The sequence below is a fragment of the Arthrobacter sp. 24S4-2 genome, from assembly GCF_005280255.1.
Classification (GTDB): Bacteria; Actinomycetota; Actinomycetes; order Actinomycetales; family Micrococcaceae; genus Arthrobacter.
Genome location: NZ_CP040018.1, coordinates 5446898 through 5458742 on the forward strand (window position 1 = coordinate 5446898; position 11845 = coordinate 5458742).

Below are 11845 nucleotides of genomic sequence, written 5' to 3' on the forward strand. Positions count from 1 at the left end.
AAAGATGTCCCGCATTCCAGACCTCGTCATCGCCCACGGCACCGTGGTCAACAGCTTCGGCCGCCGGCACGCCCACATCGTGGTGCAGGACGGCCGCGTCGAGCAGCTCATCGACGCCGCGGAGCCCGTCCCAGCGGCTACCCGCACCATCGACGCCACGGGCCGGCTGGTGATTCCCGGCGGAGTGGACGGCCACTGCCACGTGGCGCAGGTGACCGGCCGCTTCCGCACCCTGGACGACTACTGCACCACCTCAACGGCAGCACTCTGGGGCGGCACCACCACCATCATCGACTTCGGCATTCCCCGTGACGCCCAGGAAACCCCGCTGGCCGCCGTGCTGCACAAGAAGGAACTGGCCCGGGAGTCCCGCTGCGACGTCGCCCTCCACGGCTCAGTTGTCAGCTGGGACGAAACCGTGCCGTGGCAGCTTGAGCAGCTGGCCGCGGAAGGCGTGCGCTCCGTGAAGATGTACACGACAAACCGCGGCACCACCATGGCGGACGGGGACACCATCCTGAAGGTGATGCGCGAGATGGTCCGGCTGGACGGCCTCACCTATATCCACGCCGAGCACGACCCCATCATCAGCGACTGCACCCAGCAGCACGCCGACGACGGCAGGATCGGCATCGAACACCTGCACCGGACCCGCCCCGAGCTGGCCGAGGAAATCTCCGTCGGGGAAACCCTGGCCATGGCCGAGTACACGAATGCCCCCGTGTACTTCGTGCACCAGTCCACGCCGGGCGCCGTCGACCTGGTCACCGCCGCAAGGGCCCGCGGCGAGGAAGCCTACTCCGAGACCTGCCCGCACTACCTCACCCTCGATGACACGGTGTACGGCTCCGCGTTCCCCGAGTGGTACGCCTGCTGCCCGCCCATGCGCAGCGCCGAAACGGTTGCCGCGCTCAGGGAACGGCTGGCCGACGGCGCCATCCACGCGGTTTCCTCGGACCACTCCTGCTACGACCTGTCGCAGAAACGCGAGCGCACGGACGACATCCGCGCCATGCCACACGGCCTGCCCGGGGTGGAAACCCGGATGCCCGTCACCTTCACGGCCGTGGCTTCCGCAGGCAGCACGGTGGAGGACTTCGTGGAGGTCTTCGCCGCCGGCCCGGCCCGCATCAACGCGGTTCCCGGCAAGGGGACCATCGCCGAGGGCTTCGACGCCGACCTGGTGGTCTTCGATCCCGCCGAAAAACGGGCGGTCGACGGCGGCGCGCTGCACATGGGCACTGATTTCTCGCCGTTCGACGGCCGGACGCTTACCGGCTGGCCCGCCGTCGTGGTGTCCGCCGGGCGGGTGGTGCTCGACGGCGGCGGCTTCCACGATCCCGGCGCCGTGGGGCGTTTCGTGGCCCGGAACGGCTTCCGCGAACACCTCTCGTCCGCTGCCGCGTCCGCCGCCACTCCCGCAACCCTCTCCGCAGCAAAGTAGGAGCAGCCATGCCTTCCGCAGCACGCAAGACCCGCATCGGCATGATCGTGCCGTCCTCCAATACCTGCCTGGAGCCGCAGAGCTACCGCATCCTCGGCGATCGGGACGACGTCACCATCCACTTCACCCGTATCCCCGTCACCCGGATCGCCCTGGATGACTCCTCGGACAGGCAGTTCGACCCCGCCGTCATGAGGGGCGCCGCCGAGCTCCTGGCGACGGCGGATGTGGACGTCATCGCCTGGAACGGGACGTCCGGCTCCTGGCTCGGCGCCGACCACGACCGCGAGCTGGTCGGCGAGATCGTGGATGCAACGGGCATACCGGCCACCACGTCCACGCTCGCCTACCTGGCGGCTTTCGAGTCCTTCGGCACGGAGCGGATAGGGCTTTTCACGCCGTACACGGAGGACGTCAACCGCGCCATCATGGCCTCCTACGAACGGGACGGCATCAAAACCCTCGGACACCGGGCACTGGGGCTGAGCGACAACGAGTCGTTCGCCCGGGTCACGGACGACGAGATGCGGCCGGGGTCGCTGGAGCTCGCGGCAGCCCGCCCCGACGCCCTGATCTACCTCTGCACCAACCTGTACGGCGCCAACATCGCAGCGGAAGTGGAGGCAGAAACCGGCGTTCCGGTGCTTGACTCCGTGGCCGTGACGCTGTGGCACTGCCTCAAACTTGCCGGGTCCCCCTTGCTCGCACCGAGGTGGGGCAGGCTGCTGGCCGGCTAAACGCCGGGCAGGCTGCAGTTCAGGCAGCCTGCATTTCGCGCAGCCCAGGCAAGAACCGCCGGCGGCCCGCCCACTGGGAGCGGGCCGCCGTCGAACCTTTCTTAGTCTTGGTGCGCTGCGGTTACACCTTCGGCGGAGCCGTCATCAGGATCTTCAGGGCATTGGGCTCCACCCGGATGGCCAGGTGCTTCCCGGTCCCCACATGGTCGCCGTCCAGCTGGAATTCCTGCTCGTGCTCCAGGGTGATCTCGGCGGATTTTCCCTGGAAGTACTCCACGGATTCCGTCTCGTCCTTGTTCCGGCCGAAGATACCCGCCACTACTCCAAGCCAGCCCAGCCGTCCCTTGGGCGCCATGATGAGCAGGTCCAGGACGCCGTCGTCCAACTTTGCATCGGGGAAGATTTCCACGCCGCCCATGATCCGGCCACAGTTGCCGATCATCACGCTGCGGATGTGCCGGCGCACCGGGTGCTGTCCGTCAATGCTGACGTGGGCCTTCACCGGCTTGCCCGGCAGTTTGCGGATGCCGGCTTCCACATAGGCCAGCCAGCCCATGCGGTCCTTGAGCACGTCCACGGTGTCGGACATAATGGCGGCGTCGTAGCCCAGCCCGGCCATCACCAGGAACACCTGTTCGTCGTCCGAGTGGTCAAGTTTTGCCTTGACCACGTCCACGGTGCGTTCGGTGCCGTTCAGGACGTCGAACGCCGCTGACACGGGGTCGGTGATATCGAGGCCGAGGTTGCGGGCCAGCAGGTTGCCGGTGCCCAGCGGAACAAGCCCCAGAGGTATTCCCGTTCCCGCGAGCACCTCCGCCACGCAGCGCACGGTACCGTCGCCGCCGGCGGCAATTACGACGTCGACCCCCGCCTCCACCGCCTCGCGCGCCTGTCCCTCGCCCGGGTCTTCAACGGTGGTCTCAAGCCACAGCGGCTCCGCCCAGCCCTGCGTTTCACAGAGCCGGAGCAGGGCGCCGCGGAGATCGTCGCCAACGGCTTTGGCAGGGTTGACGACGACGGCGGCGCGCCGATTGTTGGTACCGATCCGGGCCGCCGGGGTGCTCGCCGGAGCGCTGGTGTTCTCCGGCTCATCGTTGTGCTGGGTCATGGCATCCTTCACGGGCAAAGGGGTCTGGGTACTCCTAGGGTGAAGCGTAGCCGAAATCCGGGTCTTGCTCCCCTGCCGCTGCGCGTGCCGCACGCCTAGGCTCAGCAACATGAATACCTCTGAGCTGGGGCCGGAAACAACAGATCTCACCGTCCATGAATGCTGGAAGCACCTTCGCTCGGCTTCCGTGGGAAGGCTGGCGGTCATCAGCGATGCGAGGCCGGAGATCTTTCCGGTCAACTACCTGCCGGATGAAGGTACGGTGATTTTCCGGACCGGCCCCGGGACCAAGCTGAACGCTGTGCTCTCCGGGGAGCCGGTGGTTCTTGAAGCAGATGGGCTGAATACCTACGGGACCATCGCGTGGAGCGTGGTGGTCAAGGGGATTGCTGCGCCTGTGCAGGCCGGTGAGGATGCTCCTGCCGAGATCCCGTCGCCCTGGGAAGAAGGGGCCAAGGACGTCCTGGTCCGGATCACCCCCAGCGAACTGAGCGGGCGCCGGTTTGTCATCGGGCCGCCCACGAAATGGTGGCCGCCGCTGGAGCCAGCCACGGGGCAGCAGGAGTAAGCCGAGGCCCTAGTGCTTGGCTGAGAGGTCAGCGGAGATCAGCCGGGCCGTCTCCACGGTTTGCTTCCGGACCATGTCCAGATAGGCCGTGGGGTCAGGTTTCGCGGCCACCGACTGGGCCTGCAGGGAGACGTTGATGGCCGCCACCACCTTGGCCGGGCCGTGATACACCGGCGCAGCAATGGACATCAGGCCCAGTTCGAGCTCCTGGTCCAGGAGACACCAGCCCTGGGCGCGGACCCGGTCCAGCACGGCCACAAGGTCCTTCCTGGTGCCGATCGCCCGGGGTGTGAGGGGCTTGATTTCGGCGCCGGCGAGGTACTCCTGGAGCTTGGCCGGGGGCAGCGCGGCGAGCAGCACGCGGCCCATGGACGTGGCGTACGCGGGGAAGCGCGTGCCCACCGTGATGCCGACGTTCATGATGCGCCTCGTTGTGACGCGCGCGATGTAGGCGATGTCCTGCCCGTCCAGGACGGCGGCCGACGTCGACTCCCCCAGCCGCAGCGAGAGCTCCTCCAGGTGCGGCTGGGCCAGCTGCGGCAGGGACAGCCCGGACAGGTACGCGTAGCCTAGCTGCAGCACCTGGGCCGTGAGGGCGAAGGCCTTGCCGTCCGTGCGAACGTACCCCAGCTCCACAAGGGTGTGCAGGAAGCGTCGGGCGGTGGCGCGGGTGAGATCGGTGCGTGCCGCGACCTCCGTGAGGGTCATCACCGGGTGGTCGGTGTCGAAGGCGCGGATCACGGCGAGGCCGCGGGCCAGGGACTGGACGTACTGGTCGCTGGCCTGCGGCGCAGAGGAGGGCCTGGGCGGGGTCTCGGCTGCTGCGTCGGTCATGGTTACCAATCCTATTAGCCCGCCCGGTCACCTGAGCGCGAATTGACACTTCCGGCCCCACCGGCGGGCGCGAACGGGCAGCAGATGACCCCAGATCGGGGGTTTGAGGTCATCTGCTGCCAGTCCGCGCTGTGTCGGGGTTAGCGTTCGACGGCGGGGGCTGCTGTCAGGGGAACCGGTACCAGGGCCTGGAGCTCCTCGAGGGTGCAGCCGAAGGTTTCGCGCACCTGGACGCCGTCCGGCCCGGTCAGGAACACGGCCTTGTCCGTGTACACGCGGGTCACGCAGCCCACGCCGGTGAGCGGGTAGGTGCAGGCCTCCACGATCTTGGACGCGCCGTCGCGGGTCAGGAGCGTCATCATCACGAAGACGTCTTTCGCACCGGTGGCCAGGTCCATCGCACCGCCCACGGCAGGAATGGCGTCCGGCGCCCCGGTGTGCCAGTTGGCGAGGTCACCCGTCGCGGAGACCTGGAACGCGCCCAGGACGCAGATGTCCAGGTGCCCGCCGCGCATGATCGCGAACGAATCGGCGTGGTGGAAGTAGGACGCCCCCGGGAGTTCGGTGACGGGGATCTTGCCCGCGTTGATGAGGTCCTCATCGATCTCGTTGCCCTTGGCCTCGGGCCCCATGCCGAGCATCCCGTTCTCGGTGTGGAGCGTGATGTTCTGCTCCGGCTCGAGGTAGTTGGACACCAGGGTGGGCTGGCCGATTCCCAGGTTCACGAACGAACCGGGCTTGATGTCGCGGGCCACCAGCCTGGCCAGGTCGTCGCGGCCCAGGGGCCTGTCGCTGGTCTGAAGGGATGTTGTCTGGATGCTCATGTCACGCCACCTGTTCTGTCTTGCCGGGGGCGGCGCCCACACGGACAATGCTGTTCACGTAGATGCCGGGGGTCACGATGTTCTCCGGGTCCAGTCCGCCGGTGGGGACAATTTCGGAAACCTGGACAATGGTGTGCTTCGCCGCGGCGGCCATGATCGGGCCGAAGTTCCGGGCGGTCTTGCGGTATACGAGGTTGCCCAGGCCGTCGGCCTTGAGCGCCTTGATCAGGGCGACGTCGGCGTGGATGGGGGTCTCGAACACCTGTCCGCGGCCGTCCAGGATGCGGGTTTCCTTGCCCTCGGCCAGCATGGTGCCGTAGCCCGTGGGGGTGAAGAATCCGCCGATTCCGGCCCCGGCGGCACGGATGCGCTCGGCCAGGTTACCCTGCGGGACGAGCTCCAGCTCAATCTCTCCGGCCTTGTACTTGGCGTCAAAGTGCCAGGAATCGGACTGCCGCGGGAAGGAGCAGATCATCTTCCGGACCCGGCCTTCCTTGATGAGCAGGGCCAGGCCCTGGTCGCCCTGGCCGGCGTTGTTATTGACCACGGTCAGGTCCGTGGCGCCGCCGTCCAGCAGCGCGTCGATCAGCTCGAACGGCTGGCCGGCGTTGCCGAAACCACCGATCATCACGGTGGAACCGTCCTTGATGCCGGCGACCGCCTCGCCGACGGTGTCAACAAAATTCAGCATGATCAGCCCTTTCCTTTATGCCGCAGCGCCGGCAGTGACGTTTTCGAGGACGACGGCGAGGCCCTGGCCGACGCCGATGCAGATCGCCGCGACGCCCCAGCGCTGCCCGGAGGCCTGCAGGGACCGGGCCAGGGTGCCCAGGATGCGGCCGCCGGAGGCACCCAGCGGGTGGCCCATGGCGATCGCGCCGCCGTGCCGGTTCACGATCGAAGCGTCGATGCCCCAGGCGTTGATGCACGCCAGGGACTGCGCGGCGAATGCTTCGTTAAGTTCGACGGCGCCCACCTGCTCCCAGCCGATGCCCGCCTTCGCGAGGGCCTTGTTCGCCGCCTCCACCGGGGCGTACCCGAAGAACTGCGGATCGTTGGCGTGCGCACCGCGCCCGGCGATCCGGGCCAAAGGCTCCAGCCCCAGCAGCCCGGCGGCGTTCTCGGAACCGATCCAGGCCGCGGAGGCGCCGTCGGACAGCGGGGACGCGTTCCCGGCGGTGACGGTGCCGTTCTCGGCACGGAACACGGTCTTCAGCCCGGCGAGCTTCCCGGCCGAGGACCCGGCGCGGATGCCTTCGTCCCGGACCAGGTCCGTGCCCGGCACCGGGGCCACGAGGTTGTCGTAGAAGCCCTCGTCCCACGCCGCGGCGGACAGGTTGTGGGAGTTCGCGGAGAACTCGTCCTGCGCCTGACGGCTCACCCCGTACTTCCCGGCGAGGCGTTCGGTGGCCTCGCCCAGGGAAATGGTCCAGTCCTTCGGCATGGCCTTGTTCACCAGGCGCCAGCCCAGCGTGGTGGAGGCCAGCGTCATGTCCCCGACCGGGTAGGGCTTCTCGGTCTTGGGCAGCACCCAGGGCGCGCGGGACATCGACTCGGCGCCGCCGATCAGCATCAGCTCCGCGTCCCCGGCATTGACCTGCCGCGAGGCGATGATGGCGGCGTCCAGGGAGGACCCGCAGAGCCGGTTCACCGTCGTCCCGGGGATCGAGACCGGCAGGCCGGCCAGCAGGGTGCCCATCCGGGCAATGTTCCGGTTCTCCTCACCGGCACCGTTGGCGTTGCCGAACACCACCTCATCGATCCGCTCAACATCGAGCTTCGGGGCGCGTTTGACGATCTCACCGATCACATGCGCGGCAAGGTCATCCGGACGGACACCGGCCAGGCCGGCACCGAACTTCCCAAACGGCGTGCGAACAGCGTCGTACACAAAAGCCTGGTTCATGTTGCTCCTCTAAATTCTGTGGGCCCCAACTAGGTCGCAGTTGATGTCGTTATGACGGCTCAAAACGACACCTGCTGCTACCTACTTGGGTGGGGTGACTGCGTCAAGCTCGGCAAAGACCTGCTGTGCGGTCTTGAAGGCGGTGTTGGCGGAGGGAACTCCGCAGTAAATGGCGGTCTGCAGCAGGATTTCCTTGATTTCGTCCCTGCTCAGGCCGTTGGTGATGGCTGCGCGGATGTGCATGTCCAGTTCTTCCCAGTGCCCGTGCGCCACCATGGCGGTGATGGTGACGGCGGAGCGCATCTGCCGGGTCAGGCCCGGCCGGGTCCAGATGCCGCCCCAGGCGATGCGGGTGATCATGTCCTGGAAGTCTTCGGTGAAGGCGTCCTTGTTGGCGTTGGCGCGGTCCACATGCGCGGCGCCCAGCACCTCGCGGCGGACCACCATGCCGCCGTCGTAGATTTCCTGGCTGGTGGCGTCCGGCTGGACTACTCCGTGCCGTTCTGCGCCGGATGCTTTTGCGCCCGTCATTTGGCTGCCCCGCTGGTTTCGCTCCAGCTAATGAGGCTGCGCAGCAGCTCGGCGACGTGGGCGGGCGCTTCGGCCGGAGCCAGGTGTGCCACGCCTTCCAGTGTCACCGCGTTTGCGGTTCCGCCGCCGGCGGTGATGCCGGCCACGATTTCCTTGGCGAACGACGGCGGCGCAACAGAGTCCTCCGCACCCGCCACGGCCTGGGTGGGAACCCGGATGCTGCCCAGCTCAGCGCGGACATCGAATCCGGCCAGGGCCTCGCAGCAGAAGGCGTAGCTGAAGCGGTCCGTGTCCCGGAGCGAGTGCAGCAGCTTGCTGCTGACCTCGGGTTCGCGGTCCATGAAGCCGGGGGCGAACCAGCGCTGCGCCGAACCCTGGATCATCACCGCGGCGCCCTGGGTACGGACGGTTTCGGCACGTTCCAGCCAGCCCTCGGGCGTACCCAGCTTGGCCCCGGAGCACTGCACGGAGAGGCTCTTGAGGCGTTCGCCATGCTTGATGCCCAGCTGGAGTCCGGTGGCCCCGCCGAGAGACACGCCCGCGTAGTGGAACCTCTCGCCCGGGGCGATTGAATCGACAAGTTCGACGACGGCGTCAGCCAGTTCGGCGACGTCGAACGTTTCCGTCGCGGCCGGTGACACGCCGTGGCCGGGCAGATCCCAGGCGACGACGTCGAAGTCAGTCCCGAGCAAGGCGCCGGCCTGCGTCCACAGCACTGAGGACGTTCCAAGTGACGGCCCCACCACCACGAGGGTTTGTCCCCCAGCGGTCGCTGCGGGGAGAGCAGTACTGCCTTGACTGTTGGTCTAGCCACGGGAGTCTCCGTTCAGGTCTGTTCGGGTGGGAATGTCTTGATTCAGGTCGGCCGGTGGTGCGCCGTTGCCGGAAAAGTCGGGGAAAGCGGCCAGGATGCGGCGGGAAATTTCAGCGGCCTGCCCCAGATAGCCGGCAGGATCCAGGAGTTCTTCCAGCCGTTCGTCGGACAACACGCTGGCGGGCACGGCCTCACGCAGCAGGCGTCGGTACGTTCCGGACTGTTCTGGGGGCGGAGCCTGGAGCGTCCGGTCCACCACGTCCTGGAGCTGCTGCTTGCCGTTCACTGGATCAAGCAGCGGCACCACCGCGGCGGACACTCCTTCGCTCAGCAGCAGCGGTCCGGACAGTTCCAGGTTGCGGCGCATGGCATCCGGGAAAACCTGCAGGCCTTCGGCAAGCTCCCGGAGGTGCCCGGCCGAGCCGAGTGCCAGGCGGAGCAGCTGCCGGAAAGCCGGCCACTCGCTATGCCAGGCGCCGTCGGGACGCTCATCGTTGAAGTTAGCCGCCGCCAGATGCAGCTGCGCGGCAAGGTTCGGGGCCTGCAGCGCGGCGCTGCGGACCAGCACGGACAACACGGGGTTCTGCTTCTGCGGCATGGCCGAAGACACTCCGCGCCCGGCGGCCCGGGGTTCGGCGAGCTCGCCCGCTTCCGGCCGGCTGAGGAACAGCACGTCGCTGGCGATCTTGCCCAGCGCATCCGTCACCGCCGTGAGGGCATCGCCCAGGGACGTGACGGCCAGCCGGTTGGTGTGCCACGGCCCCGGCGTTGCCGCCAGGCCAAGGTTCGCTGCCAGGTTTCCCGACAGGTCGAAGGGCGTGTCCACCGAGTCCTTGGCCAGCACCGTCCCGGCGGCCAGCGTCCCTGCGGCACCGCCCGTCTGCAGCGGCAGCTCGACGGCTTCAAGACGCCGTGCCGCAGCGGCCAGTCCGTGGAACCACTGAGCCGCCTTGAGCCCGAACGTATACGGCAGGGAGTGCTGCGTCAGACTCCTTCCGACACACAGCGTGTCCGCATGCTGCTCCGCCAAAGCCGCCAGCGCCGTCGTAATTCCGCGAAGGTCAGTCAGGAGCACAGTAACGGCGTTCCTGGCCAGCAGCATCAGCGCCGAGTCCAGCACGTCCTGGCTGGTCAGCGAGGTGTGCACGGCACGCAGGGCACCTACGTGCTCCGTGTCCAGGGCATTGACTTCGCTCCGGAGGTCAGCCAGCAGCGGGATGACCGGGTTGGCTCCGCCCTGCGCGCGGACGGCGATGCCGGCCACGTCATAGCGGGTCACGTCCGCGGCGGTAGCCACGACGGCGGAGGAGCCGGCCGGCGCCAGGCCGGCCTTCTCCAGCACCGACGCCCAGCCGGACTCGACGGCGAGGATTGCCGCCAGCACCGCCCGGTCCCCCGTCAGCGCCGCCACGGCGGGCGACGCCGACACGGGGCTCAGGAGCCCGACGTCGCCGTCCATGCCGCCCGCGGCATATTCGCTGAATGCGCTGGCTGTTCCGGAGTTGTTCACTGTGCGGCGCCCCCGGCAGCCGCTCCCTCAAAGGCAGGTTCTCCCTCGAAGTCGAGGAACACGGTTTCGCCCTCGCCCTGCAGCCGGACGTCCCACGTGAGTCCGCCGTCGGCGTCGCGACGCGCGATCAGCGTGCTGCGGCGTTCCGGGTCCAGGGAAGAGAGCAGTGGATCGGCCGCCAGCGCTTCCCCGTTCTCGGGCAGGTAAATGCGGGTGAAGAGGCGGTTCATCAGGCCGCGGGCAAACACTGCCACGGAGATGAACGCAGCCGCGCCGGGCTTGGTGGGTCCAGGGTTCACCGTGGTGAAGGTGTACACGCCGCTGTTACCAACGGCGCTCCGGCCGAAGCCGGTGAACGTGTAGCCGTCGCGGACCAGCGAACCGGTGCGGTGCACGATGTTTCCCTCGGAATCCGGCTGCCAGATTTCCAGGATCGCGTCCGGGATGGGGTGGCCTGCACCGTCGTACACGGTGCCCTGCAGGCGGATGGAGCCCGGCGATCCCGGGGCCAGCAGTTCGCGGTCCTTCTCGTACGGCAGGGCGTAGCCGTAGAACGGGCCGACGGTCTGGCCAGGGGTGGGGGTGAGCTTGGTGGGGTTGTTCCTCATCTGGCTATTCCTCTGCCTATTCACTCTCGTCACCTGCTGTACCAAATGCTTCGTTTTCGGTCCAGGTCCGTTTGGAGCCCGTCAGGACAATGTCCCACGTGTAGCCCAGCGCCCACTCGGGCTGGGTGAGGTCGTGGTCGTAGCTTGCCACCAGGCGGTCCCGGGCGTCCTGGTCCACGATGGACTGGTAGATGGGGTCCAGGGGGAACAGCTGGTCACCCGGGAAGTACATCTGGGTGACGATGCGCTGGGTGAACTCCTGCCCGAACAGCGAGAAGTGGATGTGCGCCGGACGCCACGCGTTGAGGTGGTTCTTCCACGGGTAGGCGCCGGGCTTGATGGTGGTGAAGCTGTAGGAGCCGTCGGCGCCGGTGATGCAGCGGCCCACACCGGTGAAGTTGGGGTCGAGCGGGGCCGGGTGCTGGTCCCGCTTGTGGATGTAGCGGCCGGAGGAGTTGGCCTGCCAGATCTCCACCAGCTGGCCGGCAACGGGGCGGCCGTCGCCGTCGAGCACGCGGCCGGCAACGATGATGCGTTCGCCCTGGGGCTCGCCGTTGTGCTGGATGGTCAGGTCGGATTCCAGCGCGTGCACGTCCTGGTGCCCGAAAGCCGGCGAGTACAGCTCGATGGTCTCCGGATCGGCGTGGTGCAGGCTCTTGGTAGGGTGGCGGAGGATGCTGCTGCGGTACGGCGCGTAGTCCAGCCGCGGCTGGGTCTCCGGAGCCTTCCCGCTCTTCAGGGCCGCAGCGTACGCGTCCCCCAGAGCCTTGATCTCCGCATTGAGGTCCTGCTGGGTTTCCACGGCAGCCTTCGGCTTGGCTTGAGGCGCAGCCTCCGCTGCAGCCTGCGGTGCGGTCCCGGTTGCGGCCGGGGTTGCCACATCCGACACGTCTTCGGTAATCGGATCGGCATTGAATATTTCAAGGTTGATTTCTTCAGGCACGGCAGCCTCCTTTCGGTT

The 11845-nt window shown here is 67.7% G+C and carries 12 protein-coding genes and 1 pseudogene; 3 read left to right on the forward strand and 10 right to left on the reverse strand.

The genetic code is table 11. The features are described 5' to 3' along the window. The first annotated feature begins 4 nt into the window (after nt 1-4). Nucleotides 5-1444: an amidohydrolase family protein gene (locus FCN77_RS25245; RefSeq protein ID WP_137324490.1), complete on the forward strand. Its 1440-nt coding sequence runs from the start codon at nt 5-7 to the stop codon at nt 1442-1444. A gap of 8 nt (nt 1445-1452) precedes the next feature. Further along, nucleotides 1453-2181, forward strand: a complete 729-nt coding sequence (locus FCN77_RS25250; protein ID WP_137324491.1) for an aspartate/glutamate racemase family protein — start codon at nt 1453-1455, stop codon at nt 2179-2181. A 121-nt stretch (nt 2182-2302) separates the two neighbouring features. On the opposite strand, the gene FCN77_RS25255 is transcribed toward FCN77_RS25250, so the two are convergent. Further along, nucleotides 2303-3289: a diacylglycerol kinase family protein gene (locus FCN77_RS25255; RefSeq protein ID WP_137324492.1), complete on the reverse strand. Its 987-nt coding sequence runs from the start codon at nt 3287-3289 to the stop codon at nt 2303-2305. 109 nt (nt 3290-3398) lie between these two features. Here FCN77_RS25255 and FCN77_RS25260 point away from each other — a divergent pair, with 109 nt between their 5' ends. Next, nucleotides 3399-3857 (forward strand): pyridoxamine 5'-phosphate oxidase family protein, encoded by a 459-nt coding sequence (locus FCN77_RS25260; RefSeq protein WP_137324493.1) that lies wholly within the window; start codon nt 3399-3401, stop codon nt 3855-3857. Between the two features lie 9 nt (nt 3858-3866). Here FCN77_RS25260 and FCN77_RS25265 read toward each other — a convergent pair whose 3' ends face one another. From FCN77_RS25265 to pcaH, 9 genes and pseudogenes are all read right to left on the reverse strand, one after another. Then, nucleotides 3867-4691: an IclR family transcriptional regulator C-terminal domain-containing protein gene (locus tag FCN77_RS25265; RefSeq protein ID WP_137324494.1), complete on the reverse strand. Its 825-nt coding sequence runs from the start codon at nt 4689-4691 to the stop codon at nt 3867-3869. Between the two features lie 140 nt (nt 4692-4831). Beyond that, nucleotides 4832-5515: a 3-oxoacid CoA-transferase subunit B gene (locus FCN77_RS25270; protein WP_137324495.1), complete on the reverse strand. Its 684-nt coding sequence runs from the start codon at nt 5513-5515 to the stop codon at nt 4832-4834. A 1-nt stretch (nt 5516) separates the two neighbouring features. After that, nucleotides 5517-6206 carry a 3-oxoacid CoA-transferase subunit A gene (locus FCN77_RS25275; protein ID WP_137324496.1) on the reverse strand — a complete coding sequence of 230 codons (690 nt, stop codon included), beginning with the start codon at nt 6204-6206 and terminating at the stop codon, nt 5517-5519. Between the two features lie 15 nt (nt 6207-6221). After that, nucleotides 6222-7421 (reverse strand): thiolase family protein, encoded by a 1200-nt coding sequence (locus tag FCN77_RS25280; protein ID WP_137324497.1) that lies wholly within the window; start codon nt 7419-7421, stop codon nt 6222-6224. Nucleotides 7422-7502: 81 nt separating this feature from the next. Continuing rightward, nucleotides 7503-7952 carry a 4-carboxymuconolactone decarboxylase gene (gene pcaC, locus FCN77_RS25285; RefSeq protein ID WP_137324498.1) on the reverse strand — a complete coding sequence of 150 codons (450 nt, stop codon included), beginning with the start codon at nt 7950-7952 and terminating at the stop codon, nt 7503-7505. Next, nucleotides 7949-8766 (reverse strand): annotated as a pseudogene (locus FCN77_RS25290) (alpha/beta fold hydrolase). Before FCN77_RS25290 ends, pcaC begins: the two are co-directional and overlap by 4 nt. Next, a complete protein-coding gene (locus tag FCN77_RS25295; protein WP_137324968.1) occupies nt 8759-10225 on the reverse strand; it encodes an adenylosuccinate lyase family protein in 1467 nt (488 codons plus the stop codon). Before FCN77_RS25295 ends, FCN77_RS25290 begins: the two are co-directional and overlap by 8 nt. Before the next feature lie 47 nt (nt 10226-10272). Next, the gene (pcaG, locus tag FCN77_RS25300) at nt 10273-10884 is read right to left on the reverse strand and encodes a protocatechuate 3,4-dioxygenase subunit alpha (protein ID WP_137324499.1); all 612 of its coding nucleotides are present in this window, start codon (nt 10882-10884) and stop codon (nt 10273-10275) included. Nucleotides 10885-10900: 16 nt separating this feature from the next. Continuing rightward, nucleotides 10901-11827, reverse strand: coding sequence for a protocatechuate 3,4-dioxygenase subunit beta (gene pcaH, locus FCN77_RS25305; protein ID WP_137324500.1), 927 nt, complete (start codon nt 11825-11827; stop codon nt 10901-10903). Between the last annotated feature and the right edge of the window lie 18 nt (nt 11828-11845).